At 61.3% G+C, this 21,254-nt stretch carries 18 protein-coding genes and 1 pseudogene; 17 read left to right on the plus strand and 2 right to left on the minus strand.

Annotation, left to right across the window (positions count from 1 at the left end; genetic code table 11):
* Nucleotides 1–63 precede the first annotated feature (63 nt).
* Nucleotides 64–2,184 (minus strand): hypothetical protein, encoded by a 2,121-nt coding sequence (locus tag ACF8GF_RS18350; RefSeq protein WP_392519760.1) that lies wholly within the window; start codon nt 2,182–2,184, stop codon nt 64–66.
* Between the two features lie 198 nt (nt 2,185–2,382).
* Here ACF8GF_RS18350 and ACF8GF_RS18355 point away from each other — a divergent pair.
* The 11 genes and pseudogenes from ACF8GF_RS18355 to ACF8GF_RS18405 all read left to right on the plus strand — a co-directional run bounded on the left by ACF8GF_RS18355 (nt 2,383) and on the right by ACF8GF_RS18405 (nt 13,032).
* Nucleotides 2,383–2,781, plus strand: a pseudogene (locus ACF8GF_RS18355) (antirestriction protein ArdA).
* 627 nt (nt 2,782–3,408) lie between these two features.
* On the plus strand, nt 3,409–5,169 hold the full coding sequence (locus ACF8GF_RS18360; protein WP_392519761.1) for a caspase family protein: 1,761 nt from the start codon (nt 3,409–3,411) through the stop codon (nt 5,167–5,169).
* Nucleotides 5,166–6,044, plus strand: a complete 879-nt coding sequence (locus ACF8GF_RS18365; RefSeq protein WP_392519762.1) for a hypothetical protein — start codon at nt 5,166–5,168, stop codon at nt 6,042–6,044. The genes ACF8GF_RS18360 and ACF8GF_RS18365 overlap by 4 nt, the downstream gene beginning before the upstream one ends.
* Before the next feature lie 129 nt (nt 6,045–6,173).
* Complete coding sequence (locus tag ACF8GF_RS18370) at nt 6,174–6,677, plus strand: SLATT domain-containing protein (protein WP_392519763.1); 504 nt, start codon at nt 6,174–6,176, stop codon at nt 6,675–6,677.
* Nucleotides 6,678–6,930: 253 nt separating this feature from the next.
* The gene (locus ACF8GF_RS18375) at nt 6,931–7,443 is read left to right on the plus strand and encodes an antirestriction protein ArdA (protein ID WP_392519764.1); all 513 of its coding nucleotides are present in this window, start codon (nt 6,931–6,933) and stop codon (nt 7,441–7,443) included.
* 524 nt (nt 7,444–7,967) lie between these two features.
* Nucleotides 7,968–8,249, plus strand: coding sequence for a helix-turn-helix transcriptional regulator (locus ACF8GF_RS18380; protein WP_392519778.1), 282 nt, complete (start codon nt 7,968–7,970; stop codon nt 8,247–8,249).
* An 11-nt stretch (nt 8,250–8,260) separates the two neighbouring features.
* The gene (locus tag ACF8GF_RS18385; RefSeq protein ID WP_392519765.1) at nt 8,261–9,088 is read left to right on the plus strand and encodes a replication initiator protein A; all 828 of its coding nucleotides are present in this window, start codon (nt 8,261–8,263) and stop codon (nt 9,086–9,088) included.
* Nucleotides 9,089–9,332: 244 nt separating this feature from the next.
* Nucleotides 9,333–9,971 carry a ParA family partition ATPase gene (parA, locus tag ACF8GF_RS18390; protein WP_392519766.1) on the plus strand — a complete coding sequence of 213 codons (639 nt, stop codon included), beginning with the start codon at nt 9,333–9,335 and terminating at the stop codon, nt 9,969–9,971.
* The gene (locus ACF8GF_RS18395) at nt 9,968–10,210 is read left to right on the plus strand and encodes a hypothetical protein (RefSeq protein WP_392519767.1); all 243 of its coding nucleotides are present in this window, start codon (nt 9,968–9,970) and stop codon (nt 10,208–10,210) included. The genes parA and ACF8GF_RS18395 overlap by 4 nt, the downstream gene beginning before the upstream one ends.
* Nucleotides 10,207–10,734, plus strand: coding sequence for a S26 family signal peptidase (locus ACF8GF_RS18400; protein ID WP_392519768.1), 528 nt, complete (start codon nt 10,207–10,209; stop codon nt 10,732–10,734). The genes ACF8GF_RS18395 and ACF8GF_RS18400 overlap by 4 nt, the downstream gene beginning before the upstream one ends.
* A 348-nt stretch (nt 10,735–11,082) precedes the next feature.
* Complete coding sequence (locus tag ACF8GF_RS18405; RefSeq protein ID WP_392519769.1) at nt 11,083–13,032, plus strand: DUF3363 domain-containing protein; 1,950 nt, start codon at nt 11,083–11,085, stop codon at nt 13,030–13,032.
* 17 nt (nt 13,033–13,049) lie between these two features.
* Here the strand turns inward: ACF8GF_RS18405 and ACF8GF_RS18410 are convergent, their stop codons facing one another.
* Nucleotides 13,050–13,904 carry a helix-turn-helix transcriptional regulator gene (locus ACF8GF_RS18410; protein ID WP_392519770.1) on the minus strand — a complete coding sequence of 285 codons (855 nt, stop codon included), beginning with the start codon at nt 13,902–13,904 and terminating at the stop codon, nt 13,050–13,052.
* Between the two features lie 156 nt (nt 13,905–14,060).
* On the opposite strand from ACF8GF_RS18410, the gene hemA reads away from it, so the two are divergent.
* The 6 genes from hemA to ACF8GF_RS18440 all read left to right on the plus strand — a co-directional run bounded on the left by hemA (nt 14,061) and on the right by ACF8GF_RS18440 (nt 20,970).
* Nucleotides 14,061–15,293: a 5-aminolevulinate synthase gene (gene hemA / locus ACF8GF_RS18415; RefSeq protein WP_392519771.1), complete on the plus strand. Its 1,233-nt coding sequence runs from the start codon at nt 14,061–14,063 to the stop codon at nt 15,291–15,293.
* Nucleotide 15,294: 1 nt separating this feature from the next.
* Complete coding sequence (locus ACF8GF_RS18420; RefSeq protein WP_392519772.1) at nt 15,295–15,798, plus strand: GNAT family N-acetyltransferase; 504 nt, start codon at nt 15,295–15,297, stop codon at nt 15,796–15,798.
* Nucleotides 15,795–16,865: a Gfo/Idh/MocA family oxidoreductase gene (locus ACF8GF_RS18425; RefSeq protein WP_392519773.1), complete on the plus strand. Its 1,071-nt coding sequence runs from the start codon at nt 15,795–15,797 to the stop codon at nt 16,863–16,865. The genes ACF8GF_RS18420 and ACF8GF_RS18425 overlap by 4 nt, the downstream gene beginning before the upstream one ends.
* Nucleotides 16,866–16,887: 22 nt before the next feature.
* On the plus strand, nt 16,888–18,741 hold the full coding sequence (asnB, locus tag ACF8GF_RS18430; RefSeq protein WP_392519774.1) for an asparagine synthase (glutamine-hydrolyzing): 1,854 nt from the start codon (nt 16,888–16,890) through the stop codon (nt 18,739–18,741).
* Between the two features lie 89 nt (nt 18,742–18,830).
* On the plus strand, nt 18,831–20,030 hold the full coding sequence (locus ACF8GF_RS18435) for an MFS transporter (protein WP_392519775.1): 1,200 nt from the start codon (nt 18,831–18,833) through the stop codon (nt 20,028–20,030).
* 13 nt (nt 20,031–20,043) lie between these two features.
* The gene (locus ACF8GF_RS18440; protein WP_392519776.1) at nt 20,044–20,970 is read left to right on the plus strand and encodes a LysR family transcriptional regulator; all 927 of its coding nucleotides are present in this window, start codon (nt 20,044–20,046) and stop codon (nt 20,968–20,970) included.
* Nucleotides 20,971–21,254: the final 284 nt, after the last annotated feature.

A 21,254-nucleotide genomic window follows, 5' to 3' on the forward strand; every position in this document is an offset into this window, starting at 1 on the left:
CCTCCTAGGGCGGTTGGAAGTCGGGGCGGAGGATACTGGCAGCGCGGCCCACTGCCACGACCCTCACTCCGATTGGCGGCGAACCTCAATGTCGACGATGTGACGAGGCGTTCGCCCAAGCCGAGGATCGCCGTTGGCAACGGCGACGATTCCCTCCTGTTCGTCACCAGCCCACAGGCCAACTAGGTAGTGCAGGAAGAAATCGGCATAGGAGCAACTGGCGTCCCTCACCGTAGCCGCCAAGACCGATGTTTTGCTCGTATGCAACTGGGTCAAGTTCCTGACGAGCCGGGCCGGGGCAACCCAGAGCGTCGGTCGCGCCGAGACCGGCGTCATGAACAGATAGTAGGCGTGCTCTGACTGGTTGAGCATATCCTCGCACTGCTGCAGGTTAATGCCGATAGTCGAACTGAAGCCCCTCCCCGAACCAGTGCCACTGCGCTTTTTCACCTGCACAAGGGTGGCTCGCTGGATAACTGTCCTGCCTGCGTCCACGACACGGGTCAAGAACAGCACGTCTGCCCCCAGCGGGGACCCAACTGATGTGTTAGTCCCTTCCTCCCGCTTGCTGGGCTGGCGTACATTCACCGACAGGCCCGGATAGGTCGATCGCGTCATGGCTGAGAGCTGGCGCAGTTGGTGGCTTGCGTTGCCAACTGCCTCCTGCGTCAGGGCCAGGAGGCGAGCTGTGTGGACCTCCTCGTCCTCTCCCCAAGTATCCGAATACTCGCGGCAAAACTTTTCCTCGATCTGGCTGAGCGCGCTATGGATGACGCGCTCTACGGACGGGTCGCCCAACCAGGTCTGGGTGCCGATGTTTGGCAACGCAGTGGTATCCTCGCCCAGGCCTACCGGCCCCTCTAGGTCCAGCGCCCCCCGCCTAGAGCGCACTAGCCCTTTTGCCCTCAGTTGCAGTTGCCTTGGACCAGCGTTGGCGAGCTGGTTCGCAAAAGCCAGGTGATCCTCGTCATCCATCAATCGCAGAAGCACCGGCTCGACTTCGGCAAACGCCGTCTGCTCGAGCCAACGGCAGGCGAAATCGAGGAGGCCTTGGGCCAGCTCTGGCTCCTCGCCCACCTGATCGAAAAGATCCTGCCGCCAGGCTTCGCGAGCGGAAGGACCTAGTTGGTTCCACAGCGCCTCTCGGCACCACGCATCCGATGGCAATTCTCTGAGGCTTGCAGCAACGTTTTGCTGGCTGGATCGCGCTGGGTTTTCGAACCCGTGCCAGGCAGAGGCAAGCGCGAGGTCCGACGGCATAGTGTCAACCAGCAATGCAGCAAGCGCAGAGCAGGCTTTGGCAACGCATTCCCTGAGTTGGTCTTTCTTCTCTGCCTGCGGATGGTTTTGCCAACGCAGAAACAGGCTGCGTACATCGTCCGCCACAATCTTGCGGCAATGTTGGATCAGCCGAGGGAAGACCTTCGGATTAGCTCGATCAAGAACCTGCTCGCAGGCCCAACGGGACGCCTTCACCGTAGGCGAATTGGCAAACAACGAGTAAACGAGATCAGTTACGTTGTAGCTTGAATAGCCCGGGGTGCCGCCGATGTGGGTCTCCAAATAGTCGTACACAGTCTGCCAGTGCTGCGCAACCAACTGTTCGAAGGCCCAGTTACTCTGGTTGTGACGTGGGGTCACCAGTTGAAGGCAATGGATGCAATCGCCCTTCGACGTACTGGCCACAAGCGCCGCCATAATTTCCCGATCGTCCAAAAAAAGATGTCGATCATGTGAATGTGAGTCGAGCAACCAACATACCCACATCGCACGGGGAGCGATCTCCGCCAAGACGGCCTCACGCAATGCCGGCGAGTCACCTTGGAGAATGTCAGTCCTGAAGACCTGCTCAGCAGACAGGTAAGCATCCTGGTCGAGGATAGACGATGAGTCCTTGACCCAGGTGCATCCGTGCCCAAGGACTTTCAGGGTTAGTGCAATCGCCCCCTCTCGTGCTACCTCCTCTAGTTCGGACACAAAGCGCTCACGATAGGCTGGCAAGATCCACAGTCCATCAGTCAAATCGCAGGTGCGCTCGGCGGACAGGTGGGCGTAGTTCAGCCGAAGGATCCCATCACGAACGTCAAAGTAGCGTCCCAAATGTTCGACCAGCGGCGGAGGCCAATCGACCAGCAGGATGCTTGCAACTGCCAGTTCATTGTCGAAGCTAATCTCCACGCTCAAGGCGTTCTCCCTATCACCACGGCTGACGCCGCCTGTTCGATACCGTTATCCGACCGCCCACAAGTTGCAGTGAACTTACCTGATGTAAATCTCAATGAGTTTAACGTCGCAACTGAGGTTGTTTGAACAATTCAGCAACTCTTAGTAGGCAGGGGCGCAGCGCAAGCGCAGATCCCTTAAGACGAAGGAGCGAAAGTCATGAGCGATCACGTCAGAATCTACGTTGCCGGCTTATCCGCCTACAACGCCGGTCACCTGCATGGCGTCTGGATCGATGCCACTCTAAAGCTGGACGACACCCAGGCACAGGTCCACTCCATGCGGGCGGCATCGCCGGTTGAGAGCTCGGAGGAGTACCCCGAATTTGGCGGCGCACTGCTCGCCCATTTCAACGATTAGGAACAGGCGCGCAAGGCAGCCAGGGAATATTATTGCGGCTGCTACAGCTCGCTGGCGGACTAAGCCCGGGAGCTGACAGAGCGAACCACCAGTATTCCCCGGCACCCAGCTGTACATCAAATATCGCGCTATGGCCCGCGATATGGACAGCGATGACCTGTTGGCTTCGAGCAGGTGCACGTATTTTGGAACCGCTAGGCCGAGCGAAAGGCACCGGGGCGACCCGGTGCCTTGTTTTTTAGCGCTCCTGTCCCACCGGCCACCCGCGCACCCCACCCGCAAGGCTGATGCTCAAGCGCGCACTCGGCGATGGGCCTTAAGCAAACGCGCTTTACCGTGCGCTGACTGAGACCTTTATGGTCTTACGGTTTTGTCGAAGCCGCAGAGGCGTATATCTATAGAGCTGCCCCAATGGAGCTGTGCGGGACTGGATGTCGAGATTTGTAACTCGCGTAGATGCGCGCACCCGGTCAGCCTTCAGAACCCGGGCGAGTCAAGGTCGCTGAAGTTGCTATGAGAGCCAGAAAACAAGCTGTCACGCCAAATAAGACGGCAAAGTGGAGTCTACGCTGCTCGTCCAACGGCATCGGGTTTTGAGACTGACCCCGTAGACCTGATTTGACATCATGCATTTCCTGTTCTGATATTCCATATCATGGAGGCTAGGAAAACAGCCTATTTTGCCTTTGGTGCTCTTGTGTGTACTTGTACACGATTCAGTACACCACCCGAAAACCAAAGCATTGACACAGTAGTACAAGGCCTCGCGACTCAAGACGTGGTGTACCAGCAACTGATATGTGTGCTGCAATTAGAGGGAAAAACGTGAAACTGTGTCTGACTATCGGGATTTCGAGATCGCCACCGCTTTCCTACCTACCAGGGGCAATTACGGCTGCTAACGAAATGGGCGACTGGGCTCGGCAGGCCGGATTTACCACGGAAGTGATCACTGATGAAGACAGAGTGCCCGTCACTATTGCGCGCATCCGCGAAACTCTGCTCGGAATGCTTCCAGCCAATGACGAGGTAGATCTATTTATTTTGCACTTCGCCGGACATGGATTCCGAGCCGGAGCAGAGCAAAACATCTGGCTCCCTAGTGACTGGTACAAGGAAATGCGTGCCATATCTGTGGAAGCGCTGAAAAGGCAGCTCTACAGACATGGAATAAAAAGCCTCTCAATTTTTGGCGATGCCTGCAGGTCACTACCTTCGAACATCGAAACCGCAGATATCTTCGGAGACCCTGTGCTCCCAAGAGGGCCATATGAGGCTACCGCCCCTATTATTGATCGTTTCAATGCAGTGGTGGATGGTCAACAGGCGTACATGCTGAAAGGGGATGGTATTGCCCCGCCTCGGTGCGTTTTCTCTACGGTATTAATTGAAGGCCTGTGCGGCCTAAAACATGAGGCTTTTGATAAGTATCTTCCGGACTGCGTGATCCCCGAATCACTTGCGTTATTCTCAAAGAAACGATTAAAGGAGATTGGGGAGACATACGACCTGAAGCTCTCTCCCGATTACGCCACTGGCATCCCCAGAGAGCATGTAATCTATTTCCAGCGTGATGGGAATCCACACAGCCAGCCCTTGCCCAAATGGCCAGCACCGTCCTCTCAAGATCAAGACCAGAATAAGGACAATAAAGACCGTCCACTCACTCCCCTCAACTTCAAACACCGTATACATGCAGTGAAATCCCTGCTATTTAAGGAGAAAGTCCACGACAGCCTAATATTGCCACACAATATTTTTCTATCCGGTATAAATCTGGTTATCCATGGCGCGGCGCCTAAGAGGATATGGAGCACATCACCAGTTGAAAAGTGCCCGATCAACGATAACGCTAGTTACTATCGGGTACACGACGCAATGGGTCGCGCCATTCAAATTCTCGTCGAATTTTATGATGGAGTATTTGCATCAGCCATAGTATACCCACACCTCATCACGCTGATAAGTCGAGACAAAACAGGCAATATTAATTGGATCTGCCTTTCCAAAGGAGCGTCATTAGAGATAAGTCTGAGCACATCCATCGAGGCAATCGCGAACCTACAGGCCGGAAATCTATCTGCTGATCAGGTAGACAGTTTTGCCGCAAAACTACGAGAAGAGAAACACATCAACCCCACCCTAGGCGCTATCGCAAGCTATTTGTACGACTACACGGGTGACATTGATAGCATACGCCGCATGGCATTCTTTTACTGCTACCACGACCAACCCATGCCGTTCGACGTGGCGTTTATGGGACTGCTGTCATTCAAAGATTCGGAGCTAGGCAGCTTTGTGACGGAAGTACCGCCAATTCAAGCGAGGCCTCCGTCACCAGAGAACAATGTCTTACCGCGCTGGGTTACTAGAGCTACCACGGAAGAATCGGGACAGGTTGCGGGGTTCTGGCCTTGGCTTCGCCAAGGGTGGGAATTTATGGAAGATCCCGAACCCCAAGAAAAAGCATCAGCGGAAAGTCTACGTGAAGTAGCCAATTTTCTACTGCCCTCGCAGTTTTCTTCGTTCAAAGAAGAAGGGGCGAGAATCCTGATACGGAAGTTTAACATGGAGGAAGATAAATGAACGTTCTGATGATTCATGGTATTGGGCAAGAGGCTTCGACTAAAGATGAGCTCCTCAAAAAATGGATGGACTCCCTGCATGAGACTCAGTCTGGTTTACTGAGTAGAGCATCAGTCGATATGGCATATTACGGTACGACCCTTGCCGACTGGACGAATGGTAAGACAAAGGCCGCAGTAGGTATGGGTGCTGAATCTATAGCTGTCGATTTAGGCGATGCTGATGAATTGAAATTTCTCAGTGCCGTGATGGAGGAGTTCATCAGTGACAATGGAATTGACGAAGCCGATATTGAAGCCGCGATGGGGACAGCAGGAGGAAACCCTATACCGATGGATAATTTCATCGCAAGGCGCCTCGTCGGCCTAATGCGCATGATCGAGAAAATTTCTCCAGCCAAAGGCTCGCTTCTGCTCCGAATTGTAAGACAGGGTCACACATACCTGTCTTCACCTGGAGCAGCAAAGGCTGTCGATGATATTGTGCGGCCCCTCCTGCAACGTAGCCCTCAAATTCTGATTACACACTCGCTCGGAACTGTTATTGCCTTCAAGTTGTTGCGAGAAATGGAAGCAGCGGGCACCTCTGGTGTCCATATTCCGCTGCTGATAACCATGGGTTCGCCACTTGGCTTGGACGCATTCAAGGCAAAGCTGGGCGCTCCGCGCCGTAAGCCCGCTTTTGTTGAGAGATGGGAAAACTTTTATGACCCTTCTGACTTTGTTACGCTTGGAAAACCATTGAACGAGAAGAATTTTGCCAGTGCCATCCATAACGACGGAGCCGTCAACAACAAGACCGTTAATGCCCATGGCGTTATCGGCTACCTCCCGCACAAAGGCATTATTGACGCATTGACACGAGCGCTAGAATAACGAATATAAAAAAGCACCACCTTCTGAGACCATTCCAGCCAACACTGTTAAAAATCAACCACAACAGAGCATCCTCAACAGCCCAAACCAACCCTCACCAAACCCTCTTATACTTAAGAGAGGTACCACATGACAAAAGACGATCTTCTTAAGCGTTGGCAGCGAACAATTCGCCGCATGCAAATCGAGCACGAACTGTCATCCCGCTATTACGAGAAGCTCAACTGGAAACTTGGAATTCCTGTAGTCGTGCTGTCTTCGATTGTCGGTGCATCAATATTTGCTACTCTTCAACAAACAGAATTATTGTGGTTAAAGATTGCTACCGGATTCCTGAGCGTGATAGCGGTCGTCCTCAGCTCGCTTCAAACCTTCCTTGGTTTCAGCGAGCGAGCAACGGGTCATAAATCTGCCGCTGATCGTCTCGGCGAACTCGCCAAACACATTCAACAGGTGCTAGCAGTGGGGTTACCTGAGGCGGAGATGCCAGAGTTCTTGGAGATCGTGCGATCAAAATGGGATGTAATAGCGCGTGAAGCACCAACACTGCGTAAGTCTACGATCATTGCGTTAGCTGAAGCTCAGGAAGGCATCGATCAAGATGCGCTGCAGCAACTGCAAGCATCATCCTAATAAGTCATTATGGACTTCTGTCGCGGAGGTTCAGCCAGGTTGCCACTGTAGGTGACAGTCTCCCCTATCCTAAAGAGCGGGGGTTCTTGCCCCCTCAAAATCAAGAAAAATAGACGGTTTCCACCCGGTCGCTACGCTGGGTGGAGCCTCCGCGATTTTTCCTGATTTTTTCACGACCGCCTTAGTCGCCCTAGTCGGCAGGGGTTCATGCGCAGCGCAAGCGCAGAACCCTGAAGACGAAGGAGCGAAAGTAATGAGCGAACACATCAGGATCTACGTTGCCGACCTGGCCGCCTACAATGCCGGTCACCTGCATGGCGTCTGGATCGACGCAACCTTGGAGCTGGACGAAATCCAGGCACAGGTCAGTGCCATGCTGGCGGCCTCGCCGGTCGAGGGTGCGGAGGAGTATGCCATCCACGATTTCGAGGGCTTCGACGGCTATCGCCTCGGCGAATACGAGGGCCTCGATAACGCTCATGAGATTGCGTGCTTCATCGAGGAGTACCCAGAGTTCGGCGGTGCTCTACTCGATCACTTCAACGACCTGAAGCAGGCGCGCAAGGCGGCCGAGGAGGATTACTGCGGCTGCCATGCATCGCTGGCTGACTACGCCCAGGAGCTGACCGAAGAAACCAGCAGCATTCCGCCGCACCTAGCTATGTACATCGACTACCGCGCCATGGCCCGTGACATGGAGTACAGCGGCGACCTGTTCACCCTGGAGACCGGCGTCGAGCAGATGCATGTGTTCTGGAATCGCTAAATCAGCGGAAGGCTGATGCACGGGTGCGAACACACGCTGATCAGCCTGGAACAACCACGCTGTGCCGCCAGTTGATTGAGACCGTTACGGTCTTACGGTTTTGCCCAAATCCGTAAGACCGTAACCGCGGATTTACGGATCTGTGGGGAAGCGGATTTACGTTTTTACGGATTTACGGATATCCGCAGATGCGGTTTTCCGGTTTTGTGGACAGCCGTAGCCCCGTAAATCCGTAGGCTGCACGCGCGGAGCTTGGCGCGCTTGGGCACCGTGGCCGGTGATGTGCGTAGATGGGCGTACCCAGTCAGCGTCCAGACCTTCCCGGTATCAATCCTCTCCCCCTCCTGCCTGCGTATTCGCCCAGACCCAACCCGGCATGATCGAATGCGAAGCCTGCCGCACGGTGCACCTCCCACGTCAACGGAGGACACACCATGTCGCATTCAATCGATCTTTCCCGCCAGCCGCGTCGCATCGATCTCGATGCCCCGCTGCACCGCAAGGCTGGGCCGACGGCGCATGCCATGCGGCCCGTTGAGGCCGCTGACGAGGCCCAAGCACCACAGGCCTGCCCTGCCCCTCGCTACCTCACCAACAACGAAGCAGCGGCCTTCCTACGGCTGTCGCCGCGCACGCTGGAGAAGCAGCGGGTGATCGGCGGCGGGCCGCGCTTCCACAAGTTCGGTCGGCGGGTGATGTACGCGCTCGCCGATCTCGAAGCCTGGGCCGGTGAGCGCAGCTTCGAGAACACCTTCGATCCCGAGTACATCGACCGCCACCCGGGAGCACAGCGTGATGGTCAGTGAAACCTTCGTCTATGAATTGCCGGCATCTCGATTTGACTTCGCAGAGCGAGCAACTGGATCTGTTCCGCGCCCTGCCGGGGGATATGGCTCCACGCGACGCCCAGGATCTGATGGCGCATCCGTTCTTCTCGCTGGCCAAGTCGCGGCGCACCGTGCCGATCGACTTTCGCTCGGGCGAGGTGACGGTGCGTGTGGCGGGCACGCTGGAGCATGGCATCGCCACGATCTGGGATGCCGACATCCTGATCTGGGCGGCCAGCCAACTTGTCGAGGCTCGCGATGCGGGCATCCCCACTTCACAGCTGATGCGTGCAACGCCGTACCAGATCCTGCGCTTCATCGGCCGTGGCACCTCGCTGCGCGACTACCAGCGCCTGAAGGCGGGGCTGGACCGGCTACAGTCGACCAGCGTGGCCACCTCGATCCGCGAGACCACCGGCCGGCGTCTGCATCGTTTTTCCTGGATCAACGAGTGGAAGGAGTTGGCCGCGGCGGATGGCCGGCCACTGGGTATCGAGCTGATCCTGCCGGACTGGTTCTACAGCGGGGTGCTGGATCAGGCCCTGGTGCTGACCATCGACCCGGCTTACTTCCGCCTCACTGGCGGCATCGAGCGCTGGCTGTACCGCCTGGTGCGAAAGCACGGCGGCAAGCAGGAGGACGGCTGGCAGTTCGACTTTCGCCACCTGTACCGCAAATCCGGCAGCTCGGCGCGCTATTCGGACTTTGCCCTCGACCTGCGTACGTTGGTCGCCCGACAGTCACTCCCGGGGTATCGCCTGGAGGTCGTTCACCTACCCCCATCGACAGAGTTGCTCGCCTTCCGGCGCGTGCCGTAAACGGCACGGGGATAACTTGCGGACAAGCTGTGAATGCAGTCGTGCTATCAGGCGCAACCGGGCTCGTGCTATCAGGCGCATCCCCATCGTGCTATCAGGCGCACGGACTCCTCTGGAGGTCACGGCCGGCGGGGCTTCCAGCCGCCCTTAACTTAACTAACTTAAAAGCTCTAACTTGTTATTGGGGCAGCGCCGCTGTGTGGACAGGTGCTGATTGGGGCGGTTTGGTCGGGGAGATCCGGCCATGATCGTCGCCCTACTGAACCAGAAAGGCGGGGTGGGCAAGACCACCCTGGCCACCCATATCGCCGGCGAACTAGCCCTGCGCGGACAGAACGTCATCCTGCTCGATGCCGACCCGCAGGGCTCGGCGCTGGACTGGACGCAGCGACGCAGCCAGCAGGGCTTGCCCAGGCTGTTCAGCGCCGTCGGCCTGGCACGCGAGACGCTGCATCAGGAAGCCCCGGAGCTGGCTCGTCGCGCCGATCACGTGATCATCGACGGGCCACCGCGCATCGCCGCCCTCGCCCGCTCGGCGTTGCTGGCGGCAGATCGCGTGTTGATCCCGGTGCAGCCTAGCCCCTACGACCTGTGGGCCAGCGCGGAGATGGTCAACCTGATCCGCGAGGCGCAGGTGTTCAGGCCCACGCTGAGCGCGGCGTTCGCCATCAACCGCCGCGTCAGCACCACGGTGATCGGCCGCGAAGCGCGCGGCGCCCTGGCCGACCAACCGCTACCGGCACTGCAGGCCGAAGTACGCCAGCGCATCGTCTTCGCCGAGAGCGTGGCAGCCGGTCGCCTCGCGCGTGAACTGGCGCCGGACAGCGCCGCCGCGCGCGAGGTCAGCAGCCTGGTCGATGAGCTGCTGAGGTGGTCGCCATGAGCGGCAAGCGCATCGGTATCGGTGCACGTCCACTGGCAGATCCGCAGGCAGAAGCCTGGATACGCAAAGGCGCTGGAATCGACAACGGCAAGGTCGAGCGCTACAGCGCACGACTGACGCTGGACGTTACGCCAGCGCTGCGCATGCGGATCAAGCTGGCGGCCTTCGACCGTGGCGTAACCATGGCAGAGATGCTGCGCGAAGTGCTGGAGAAGCAGTTTCCGGAGGCTACGACATGACTCCGGGTGCTCTCGGCGTACGGTGGCCACTGGCGCTGCTCGCCTGCAGCCTGGCAGCAATAGGTTGGGCAACGATTGCGACGTCGCCACCACGGCTGATTTACAACGCCTCCGACAGCGTGCCCGTCGGCTGGTACCGCATTTCGTCAGCCAACTCGTTGGCGCCGGGCGATCTGGTACTGGTTCGTCTGCCGCCGGAGGTGAGGTCGCTGGCGGCTCAGCGCGGCTACCTGCCGGCGAACGTGCTGCTGCTCAAGACCGTGGAGGCATTAGCGCCGCAACGGGTGTGCGTGCAAGGCAGCCAGGTGCGTATCGATGGAGTCGTTGTTGCCAGGCGCATGAGGTGGGATCGACAGAGTCGAGCGCTGCCAGCTTGGCAGGCCTGTCGACGCCTGGTTGGCGATGAGCTGTTCCTGCTCAGCAGCAGCAACCCGGCGTCGTTCGACAGCCGCTACTTCGGCCCGGTGTCTGCCGACGCAGTGATCGGTCGGGCGCAGCCCTTGTGGCTGGAGTCACGTCGATGAGCTGGCCGTTTACCTGTCGACCCGCCTGCCGAGTGCGTGCGCCCGGTGTGTGCAGTCGAGGGCCGCCTGGCTGCAAATACCTCTGCCCTCGCCTGCCGGCCAACACTTTGGAAGTCGTCGCCCTGCCTCTCCTGATTACCCAGCTCAGCAGCACAAAGGCACGGAAAAAGCGGAGGGCAAGATAAAAAGGGGCGGCACTCCGTTGGCCCGGAGAGCAGTCTGCACGGGGGTTGGCGGCGACACAGCGCCGGTGTCGCCAGGTGCCGAAATCGTGTTCGCCCCACAGCGACACTGGCTTAGAAGCGTGCCTGACACGCTGTACCGCGATCAACTTGGAGGAGTCTAAACATGAGCAAGGGAAGCCGTCAGGACGACGAATTGCGCTTTCGCCCGCAGCCGGGCAAGCCGCAGCAACGCGGCCAACTCTTCGTCAACCAGGTGCTACGCCAGGCCAACAAGGCCGGCACCGGCAAACCGCGCAAGGCGGGCCAGCAGCCCGGCGCCCGACTCGGCCGCGGGCATGTCGCCGCTCGTTTCAGCGGGCAGCAACTGCCCTACAACGCCCGTCGTGTCACCATCAAGACCCGCCTGGTGAACCTGCGCCAGGCCGGCAAGCGCTCGACCGCGAGCCACCTGCGCTATATCGAGCGCGACGGCGTCAGTCGCGAGGGCGATCCGGGCCAGGCTTATGGACCACTGACCGACCAGGCCGACCTTAATGCGTTCGAGGAACGTGGCCGGGACGACCGCCACCAGTTTCGCTTTATCGTCTCGCCCGAGGATGCCGAGCAGCTCGACGAGCTGCGCACCTATACCCGCCACCTGATGAGCCGGATGGAGGCCGACCTCGGCACCCGCCTCGACTGGGTGGCGGTCGACCACTGGAACACCGACAACCCGCACACCCATATCGTCCTGCGCGGCAAGGACGACACCGGCAAGGATCTGGTGATCGCCCGCGACTACATCGCCGAGGGCATGCGCAACCGCGCCTCGGAGCTGTCCACCGAATGGCTCGGCCCGCGTACCGAGCTGGAGATCCAGCAGAGTCTGCAGCGCGAGGTGCAGCAGGAGCGCTTTACCAGCCTGGATCGCACCCTGCTGCGCGAACGCCTGGCCGGCGGTCTGAGCCTGAAAACACTTGCCAACCATCCACGTCGGCAACTGCTGATCGGCCGCTTGCAGCATCTGCAGAAGCTTGAACTGGCCCATGAAGTTCGACCTGGGTATTGGCTCTTGCATGACGACGTCGAGACGACCCTGCGCGCCATGGGCGAGCGCGGCGATATCGTGCGTACGATGCAGCGGGCCATGGGTAGCCTGCAGCGCGAGCTGGCGGTCTTCGAGCCGGGCAAGGGCACTCCCGGGGTGGTCGGCCGGATCGTGGCCAAGGGGCTGGCCGATGAGCTAAACGACCGTGGCTATTTGGTGGTCGATGGACTCGACGGCAAGGCCCACTACCTAGCCCTGCCTGCCCGTGCGGAGCTGGCCGGTTACCCCATCGGCGGCCTGGTGGAAACACGCAGTCTGAGCGAGCCGCGCGCGGTGGATCGCTCGATTGCTTCGCTGGCTGCGGACGGCCTTTATCGCACCGATCACCACCTGGCGCTGGCACGCTCGCAGTCGAGCGGCGGGCATGATCCCGAGGCACTAGTCGAGCACCATGTGCGGCGCCTGGAAGCCCTGCGCCGAGTCGGTATCGTCGAGCGTCTGGCCGAGGGCGTCTGGCGGGTGCCGGCCGACCTGCCTGAGCAAGGCCGGCAGCATGATGCTCGCCGCCTGGGCGACGTCGCTGTCGAGCTGCGCACGCAACTGCCCCTCGAGCAGCAGGTGCGCGCCGTCGGTGCCACCTGGCTGGATCAACAGCTGATCGGCGGCAACTGCGAGCTGGTCGACAAGGGCTTCGGCAAGGAGGTGCGCGAAGCGTTGCGGCAGCGCGCCGACTTCCTGGTGGAACAGGGGCTGGCCGAACGCCTGGGCCAACGCGTGGTGCTTGCACGCAACCTGCTGGCCACGCTACGCGGGCGGGAGCTGACGGCGGCAGCGCGCGATATCTCGGAGCAGACAGGTATGCAGTACCGCCCGACGGCGAAGGGCCAGCGCGTCAGTGGGATCTACCGGCGCAGCGTGCAGCTGGCCAGCGGCCGTTATGCCCTGCTCGACGATGGCATCGGCTTTAGCCTGGTGCCTTGGAAGCCGGTGATCGAGCAGAAGCTCGGGCAGAGCGTATCCGCAGTGATTCAGGGCAACAGCGCGTCCTGGCAACTGGGTCGCCAGCGCGGGCCATCGATTGGTTGAGCAATCGGCTCTGGGGCTTATACCAGCGCCGGCTCCTGCTGTAGCCACTGCTCGAAGTCTCGGCTCTGCGGCATGCCTTCCTTGGCCGCGTAGTAAACCAGGCGCAGATGGCGATCCTCGTCGATGGTCAGCGTGGTGTGTTCGAACACCACCTGACCGACCGAATCGATCTTAAGATGCCGGATCCCCTGGCACGGGCCGTGGATGTCCTGCTGCCGCCACCATTCCCTGAAGTCCGGCGAGGCCTTCTCCAGATCCTTCACCAGCGCAGCGATATCCGGATCCTGGGTCGCCCGCACGAAGTCGCGGCGGAAGCTGGAGAGGATCTGCAGCGCCTGCTCATCCCAAGGGCTGAACAACTCACGCATGGCCGGGCTGGTGAACAGCATCCACAACAGGTTGCGGCGATCCGCCGGCAGCGCGGAGAAGCCAAACACCCGATCCGCAGCAGCATTCCAGGCCAGCACATCCCAGCGCAGGTTGAGCACGTAAGCCGGACGTGACGGCAGATCCCCCATCAGGCGATGAATCAGCGCAGGCACCGTGCACCAGGTCTTGCCCGGCTCTGGCGGCAGACGCTGGTGAGCCAGCAGGAACAGGTGGCGACGCTCGGTGGCATCCAGCTTGAGCGTGCGCGAAAGGTTGTCGAGGAAGGTCGCAGACACGCTGATGTCCCGCCCCTGCTCCAGCCATGTGTACCAGGACAAACCCACCCCGGCCAGGGCTGCGACTTCCTCGCGGCGCAGCCCAGGCGTGCGTCTCCGGCCACCTGAAGGCAGCCCCACCTCCGCCGGCGAAATTCGTTCGCGGCGACTACGCAGGAATTCGGCCAGCTCTACCCGAGTGCGTTCAGCTGTGCGAGGCGCGCTCATCCGATTACCTCCAGTACTAGGATAAACAGTCAAATTGTAACCCCTATAAATCCCGAGAAGAATAGCCCGACCTGGCCGCAATTACCCGTGCCAGGGCTCTCGCTTGATGAGGAACCACACAGAGACGTGTCATCAACTCGCTAAGGAGATAAACGGATGTACCAAGCACTTCTTCGGGAACAACTGGAGACACTGAAGTCCTCCAACCAGTACCGCACCTTCACTACCCTGAGCCGTATCTGCGGCCAGTACCCGCTGGCCAAGCTGGATGGCCGCGAGCAAGAACCGGTGGTGGTCTGGTGCAGCAATGACTACCTCGGGATGTCGCAACATCCTGCAGTGCGCGAACAGATGCACGATGCGTTGGAGACCTACGGAGCGGGCTCCGGCGGCTCGCGCAATATCGGCGGTTCGCACGAGGTGTATGCCAGTCTGGAAGAAAGCCTGGCCGACTGGCACGACAAGGAGGCGGCGCTGGTTTTCCCCACAGGCTTTGGCTCCAACGACGCCACCCTCCAGTGTCTGCTGCGGCGTATTCCCGATTGCGTAGTAATCAGTGACGAACTGAACCACGCCTCCATCGTCAACGGCATTCGTTCGACGCCCAACGAGCGCAAGATCTTTCGCCATAACGACGTCGCGCACCTCGAGCAGATCCTCGCCAGCTACCCGTTGGGCCAGCCGAAGATCGTGGTATTCGAGTCGATCTACTCGATGGACGGGGACATTGCCCCTATCGCCGAAATCGTTGCGATCGCCAAGCGCTACAACGCCCTCACCTACCTCGACGAGGTGCATGCGGTGGGCATGTACGGCCCACGTGGCGCCGGTATCGCCACCGAGCTGGGTGTAGCTGATCAGGTCGACATCATCCAGGGCACCATGGCCAAGGCCATCGGTGTAATCGGCGGCTATATCGCCTCGACCCGGGTGATCGTCGATGCGGTGCGCTCCTTCGCCACAGGTTTTATCTTCACCACCTCACTGCCGCCGGCAATCACCGCAGGCTGCCTGGCCAGCGTCGAGCACCTCAAGGCCAGCAGTACCGAGCGCGATCGCCTGCATGCCCAGACCTCCAAGCTGCGCGCGCGGCTCAAGCACCATGACGTGCCGGTGATGCCCTGCTCGCAGACCCACGTGCTACCGGTGCGGGTAGGTGAAGCCAAGCGCTGCAAGGCAGCGGCCGAACGCCTGCTGCATAAGCATGGTGTGTACCTGCAGCCGATCAACTATCCATCCGTGCCGGTAGGAACCGAGCGCTTCCGGGTCAACGCTACGCCGAACCACAGCGATACGCAGATCGAGCACCTGGCGCTGTCGCTGCGCGAGACCTTCGACCACTTCAGCATCCCGCTTGCGTCCGAGGTGTTTGCTGCGGAGGTGGCCTGAGATGGAACAGTCCTTCCTGATCGTGCGCCCGGCAACCCAAGCCGACCTGGCCAGTTTGGTGGAGCTGCGCGCGTATCTGCTGGACGGCACCAATGCCAGCTACTCGAGCAAGACGCCGGAGGACGCGGCGCGCTGGCGGGCGGCCTACCGCACCTGGCTGAATAGCCGCCTGAACGACAGCGACTGCGTGCAGATCCTCGCCGCCGAGCACAGGGAATCCGGCCAGGTGCTGGGCTGCGCAACCGCCATCATCGACCAACGCGCGCCGGCACCGGGCTGCCTTAACGGCCTGTCCGGCTGGGTGCAGTCGGTGGTGGTGGAACCGCAGTGGCGGGGCCGTGGCATCGCCAAGCAACTGATGCAGCACCTGCTGCGCTGGTTCGCCAACCGCGGCGTCGACTGCGTGGTGCTGCAGAGCACCGCGGATGCCGGCACGCTGTACCAGACCCTCGGCTTCGCCGTCAGCGACGAGCGCCTGCTGATCCGTCAGGAGGCCTCGGCATGAAGATCCTGATCATCGGCCTGGGCTACGCCGGCAACCGCTACCGCCGCGCCTTCGAGCATATCGCCACGAGCACTGGCCTGCCGCTGTCGCTGGCCTATGTCGGGCGCCAGCAGAAGACGACCGAACTGCCCTACTTCGACAGCGTCGAGCGGGCGCTACTGGTATTTGAGCCGGACATCGTGGTGGTCAGCGTCAACGACCACAGCCATGCGCCTGTGCTCAAGCAGCTCGCCGGCTACCGGGGCTTCGTGCTCTGCGAGAAACCCCTGGTCACGCCTGCTGACGACATGGATGAGCTGCTCGGCGCACTGGAGCAGGTCGGCGGCTTTGCCCTGGATCTGGTGGAGCGTTACTCGGACGCAACCCAGCAGTTGCGCGACTGGGTCGAGCGTCACGACTGGCAACTGGTACGTGCCAACTTCCACTGGGGCAAGGACCGTATCAACGATTACCGCCCGACATGCGGTGTGACCAGCGAGGTGATCCATGCCCTGGATCTGGTCGGCTGGATCTGCCCGCGCGCCGGCCAGCTCAAGCTCGATGGTGTGCTCGGTGTGCGCTCGGACTTCTCGATCTCCGGCGCAGAGGTACTCGACACCGTGCAACTCACCGCCAGCCTGGGCGAAGCACGGGTCACCGGTTACGCCAGCTTCGTCAACATCGTGCGCCAACGCACCGTGGATTACAGCTTCGTCGACCGCGATGCCCGGCTGATTCATGCGCGCCTGGTATTCGATACGCCGCGCTGGGATCACGACCAGTTGCGTATCTGGACGCGCGCCGCCAACGGCGCCGAGGAGCTGCTCCACGAGTTCGCCACCGCTCCCGACGAGCCAGGGCTGGACACCCTGCACAAGCTATCGCGGCTGTGCCGGCAGGTTGTGCGCGCCGTAGCACTCAAGGAGCCGCCCCGCCAGTCCTTCGCCGGACTCGATACCGCCGTGGCGCTGCAACGCCTGCTCAACGACATGGAAACCCATGCCCAAACCCCAGCACCGGCGCGCTACGTCCATGGCGAGACGCGCGTGCTGCTGGCCGAGGACAGCGACCTGGAAAGCCTCGGGTAACCCAATCACAAGGAGAACAACTATGTGTGGAATCGCTGGATGGCTGTCCTACGGCCAGAATCTGGAAACGCAACGCGACACCCTGCAGTGCATGACCGACACCATGGCCCTGCGCGGGCCGGATGCCGGCGGGCTGTGGATTGATGGCCCGGTCGGCCTGGGCCACCGGCGCCTGTCGATCATCGACCTGGAGGGCGGCCGCCAACCGATGACGGCGATGCACGGTGGCCCGCGCGAGGTCGCCGCCATCACCTACAGCGGCGAGGTCTACAACTTCCGCGAGCTGCGCACCGAGCTGCAGCGGCTCGGCCACCGCTTCGAGACCCGCAGCGACACCGAAGTGGTGCTGCGCGCCTATGTCGAATGGGGCGAGGGTTTCGTCGAGCGGCTCAATGGCATATATGCCTTCGCCATCTGGAACCTGCGTTCGCAAGAGCTCCTGCTGATCCGCGACCGCATGGGCGTCAAGCCGCTGTATTACTTCCCAACCTCCGACGGCGTGGTGTTCGGCTCCGAGCCCAAGGCACTACTGGCTAACCCGCTGGTGCCGCGCAAGGTGCGTGCAGACGGCCTGCGCGAAATCCTGGAGATGGTGAAGACGCCGGGCCATGCCGTGTTCGATGGCATGCGCGAAGTGATGCCGGGCGAGATCGTGCGCATCAACCGCCAGGGCCTCGGTCGCCGCCACTACTGGAAGCTCGAAGCGCGCGAGCACAGCCACTCGCAGGACGAGACCATCCGCCATACCCGCGACCTGCTGGAGGACATCGTCGACCGCCAGATCGTCGCCGACGTGCCGCTGTGCAGCCTGCTCTCCGGCGGCCTCGACTCCTCGATCATCACCGCGCTGGCCTCGAAGAAGCTGCTGGCCGCCGGCAAGGAGAACATCCGCTCCTTCTCCGTCGACTTCGTCGACCACGGCAGCGGCTTCACCGGCGACGCCGTGCGGGGGACGCCGGATGCGCCCTTCGTGCGCGACCTGGTGGAGATGATCCGCTCCAGCCACCAAGAGATCGTCCTCGACAGCCGCGAGCTGGCCGATCCGGCGTTGCGCGCGCAGATCGTTCGCGCCCTCGACCTGCCACCGGCCTTCTGGGGCGACATGTGGCCATCGCTCTACCGACTGTTCCAAGAGGTGCGCAAGCACTCGACCGTGGCGCTGTCCGGCGAGAGCGCGGACGAGGTGTTCGGCGGCTACCGCTGGTTCCACGACCCGGAGGCGATCCAGGCCGACACCTTCCCCTGGCTGACTTCGGTGACCGGCAAGTACTTCGACGGTAAGACCCTGTTCGAACCAGGACTGCTGGCCCAGCTCGACATGCACAGCTTCCTGCGCGACAGCTACACCCAGGCCATTGCCGAGGCGCCGGTACTGCCGGGCGAAAGCGCGGTCGACCAGCGCATGCGGCAAATGAGCTACGTCAACCTGACCCGTTTCGTGCAGACCCTGCTCGACCGCAAGGACCGCATGAGCATGGCCGTCGGCCTCGAGGTGCGAGTGCCCTTCTGCGATCACCGCCTGGTCGAGTACGCCTTCAACATCCCTTGGGCGATGAAGGCCTTCGACGGGCGGGAGAAAAGCATCCTGCGCGCGGCGACTCGCGACCTGCTCCCGGGGTCAATCAGCGAGCGGGTCAAGAGCCCCTACCCCTCGACCCAGGATCCGGCCTATGAGCAGGCGCTGCGTGATGCCCTGGCAGCCATCCAGGCGAACCGCAACGCGCCGGTGACGCCCCTGCTTGACAGCGGCCGTATCCAGCAAACCCTGGCCAAGCCGCTCGGCAGTGTCTCGCCCATGTACGAGCGCATGGGCATGGAGCTGGCGGTCGGCCTCAACACCTGGCTGAGCGAGTACGACGTCAGCCTCGAGCTTTAGTCCCCCCAACCGGATGCGGCCCCGGTGCGGGGCCGCATCCCTCCGCTGTACCACCCACGCGCTCCAACGGAGCACAAGCGAGTCCGAGCATGCACACACCCAACCAATCCCCCATCTATCTCATAGCGCTGGGGGCCTTCGCCCTCGGCATGGCCTCCTATGTCACCGCCGGGTTGATCCCGATGATCGAAGCCTCGTTCGCGGTCTCCGTCGCGGTGGCCGCCCAGCTGGTCACCGCCTTCACCCTGGCCTACGGCCTGGGTTCGCCGATCTTCGTCGCCCTGACCCCGGCGCATCGTCAGCGCGCCGGCTTGTTGCTGGCCCTGGGCCTGTTCGTTATCGCCAACGCCGCCAGCGCGCTGGCCGAGAGCTTTACCGCGCTGATGGTCTGGCGCGCCATCGCCGGTATTGGCGCCGGCGTCTACTTGGCCATGGGCATCGGCGCCTCGGCCGCCGTGTCGACGCCGGAACGCCGCGGCAAGGCCATCGCCATCATCATGGGCGGCATGGCCAGCGGCGTAGTGCTCGGCGTTCCGCTCAGCCTGCTGATCGCCGAACAGCTGGGCTGGCAGGCCGCCCTGTGGCTGGTCACCCTGCTTGGCCTCGTGGCCTTCTTCGGCCTGCTGCTGAAGCTCCCTTCATTGCCGGCGGCCACTGCCACAACGCTGGGCCAGAAGCTGGCGATCCTCGGCGACGGTCATGTGCTGATCATCCTGCTGGTGTCGCTGCTGGCCGCCATTGCCAGCCTGGGTATGTACACCTTTATCGCCCCGCTGCTGGCCGACCCGACCTATGGTGCGGTGCGTTCGGTCACGCCCTACCTGTGGGTCTGGGGTATCGGCGGCGTGCTGGGCAGCTTCCTGATCGGCCCGCTGGTGGATCGCATCAAGGGCCCGGTGCTGACCTTTGCCATCATGCTGATTCTCGCCGTGTCGCTGTTCGTGCTGCCTCTGGCAGCGGCCCTCAGCACCTGGCTGGTGATGCTGCCCATCGCCCTGTGGGGCGCGGTCGGCTGGGCACTGCAGGTACCGCAGAATAACGAGCTGATCCTGGCCCGCCAGGCTCAAGGTGACGGCAACCTGGCCATCGCCCTGAACGAGTCGGCGCTCTACCTGGGCAGCGCCATCGGCGCCGCGGCTGGCGGCTTCGTGCTGCTTTTGCAGATGCCCACCTGGACCCTAGCCGCCAGTGCCGGTGGTGTCGCCGCGCTTGGTGCCTTGCTGCAGATCGTAAACCTGCGTCGCCAGCCGACCTGGAACGGCGACGTGCAAGCCGAACCCTACAACTGACGGAGGAAAGGCCGTGGAACTGCGCCACCTTCGCTGTTTCATCGCCGTCGCAGAAGAACTGCACTTTGCCCGCGCTGCCGCGCGCCTGCATATCGAACAGTCGCCCCTGTCGCGGATCATCAAGGAACTGGAGTACCGCCTGGGCGTGCAGCTGTTCGAGCGCACCACACGGCGCACTCGGCTGACCTGGGCCGGCAAGGTGCTCTTGGAAGAAGCGCGCCGGGTACTCGCTGTGGTCGACCAGGCCAAGGCCTGCGTCAAGAGCGCAGCGGCCGGCTATCGCGGGCGCATCCGAGTCGCGCTGTCCGATGGCATCCCCCAGGCGCGCCTGGCCGCCCTGCTCGCCCAGTGCCGCGAGGAAGAACCGGAGATCGAGATCTGCCTGTCGGAGGTCACCTTCAGCGAACAGGTCAGAGGCCTCAACGATGACCTGTTCGACATCGGGCTCGCCCAGTCCGACGAGGTCGGCGATGGGCTGGTGGCCGAGCCGGTCTGGTTCGATCCACTGGTTGTGGCGGTACCTGCCCGCCACCCACTGCTCAGCTACCGGCGTGTGCCGCTCGATGAGGTGGTGCGCTACCCGTTGGTCCTTTGCGATCCGCAAGTCTGTGAAGGCTTTTGGCAACAGTTGCAGCGGGTGCTGGGCACCGTGGATACACCACTGACCATTGCCGACCGCGTTCCCACCCTTGATCTGATGATGGCGCTGGTAGCCGCGGGTTACGGGCTGGGTTTCTCCAGCCTGGCGCGCATCAACGAACTGAATAATCCGGACGTCGTGGCCAGGCCGCTAGACGGCTGCGCCACCATGCTGACCACCTACTTGGTACGACGCGAAGGCGAGCCGGCCGGGCAATTGGCCCGGTTTATCGGACGGGTGAGTCCGGCGGAAAGCCAAGCGTTGCTGCCGGATCACACATCACAGAAGGAAATCGCCTGATCGCCCCAGGCACTAGATCTCCCCGTCGCGGCGAGCCCTCTCAGAAGAGCGTCTTAGCGGCAGCCCAGCCAGGCTGCCGCATTTGTTGTATCTGGCCAAAAAGCCCCTTTCTTGACAAGAAGAGACTCATCGTTAAATATACGCAAATAGCGCACACAAATGAAAGCATTGTTCGTTGAACTGTCACCCTTTGAGCGCAACCGAAAAGCCCACCTGGATGACGGCGAATACTCGCTATTCCAGCAAATGCTCTTGGCCAATCCAGAGGCAGGCGCAGTCATCGC

The sequence above is a fragment of the Pseudomonas sp. yb_5 genome (genome assembly GCF_043103865.1).
Classification (GTDB): domain Bacteria; phylum Pseudomonadota; class Gammaproteobacteria; order Pseudomonadales; family Pseudomonadaceae; genus Aquipseudomonas; species Aquipseudomonas putida_Y.

What these genes read in the sequence shown, in the direction of transcription:
- ACF8GF_RS18365 (WP_392519762.1), top strand. Translation starts at nt 5,166, where the DNA reads ATGAACGTTCTGATGATTCATGGTATTGGGCAAGAGGCTTCGACTAAA.
- ACF8GF_RS18370 (WP_392519763.1), top strand. Translation starts at nt 6,174, where the DNA reads ATGACAAAAGACGATCTTCTTAAGCGTTGGCAGCGAACAATTCGCCGC.
- ACF8GF_RS18375 (WP_392519764.1), top strand. Translation starts at nt 6,931, where the DNA reads ATGAGCGAACACATCAGGATCTACGTTGCCGACCTGGCCGCCTACAAT.
- ACF8GF_RS18380 (WP_392519778.1), top strand. Translation starts at nt 7,968, where the DNA reads ATGCGGCCCGTTGAGGCCGCTGACGAGGCCCAAGCACCACAGGCCTGC.
- ACF8GF_RS18385 (WP_392519765.1), top strand. Translation starts at nt 8,261, where the DNA reads ATGAATTGCCGGCATCTCGATTTGACTTCGCAGAGCGAGCAACTGGAT.
- parA (WP_392519766.1), top strand. Translation starts at nt 9,333, where the DNA reads ATGATCGTCGCCCTACTGAACCAGAAAGGCGGGGTGGGCAAGACCACC.
- ACF8GF_RS18395 (WP_392519767.1), top strand. Translation starts at nt 9,968, where the DNA reads ATGAGCGGCAAGCGCATCGGTATCGGTGCACGTCCACTGGCAGATCCG.
- ACF8GF_RS18400 (WP_392519768.1), top strand. Translation starts at nt 10,207, where the DNA reads ATGACTCCGGGTGCTCTCGGCGTACGGTGGCCACTGGCGCTGCTCGCC.
- ACF8GF_RS18405 (WP_392519769.1), top strand. Translation starts at nt 11,083, where the DNA reads ATGAGCAAGGGAAGCCGTCAGGACGACGAATTGCGCTTTCGCCCGCAG.
- ACF8GF_RS18410 (WP_392519770.1), bottom strand. Translation starts at nt 13,904, where the DNA reads ATGAGCGCGCCTCGCACAGCTGAACGCACTCGGGTAGAGCTGGCCGAA.
- hemA (WP_392519771.1), top strand. Translation starts at nt 14,061, where the DNA reads ATGTACCAAGCACTTCTTCGGGAACAACTGGAGACACTGAAGTCCTCC.
- ACF8GF_RS18420 (WP_392519772.1), top strand. Translation starts at nt 15,295, where the DNA reads ATGGAACAGTCCTTCCTGATCGTGCGCCCGGCAACCCAAGCCGACCTG.
- ACF8GF_RS18425 (WP_392519773.1), top strand. Translation starts at nt 15,795, where the DNA reads ATGAAGATCCTGATCATCGGCCTGGGCTACGCCGGCAACCGCTACCGC.
- asnB (WP_392519774.1), top strand. Translation starts at nt 16,888, where the DNA reads ATGTGTGGAATCGCTGGATGGCTGTCCTACGGCCAGAATCTGGAAACG.
- ACF8GF_RS18435 (WP_392519775.1), top strand. Translation starts at nt 18,831, where the DNA reads ATGCACACACCCAACCAATCCCCCATCTATCTCATAGCGCTGGGGGCC.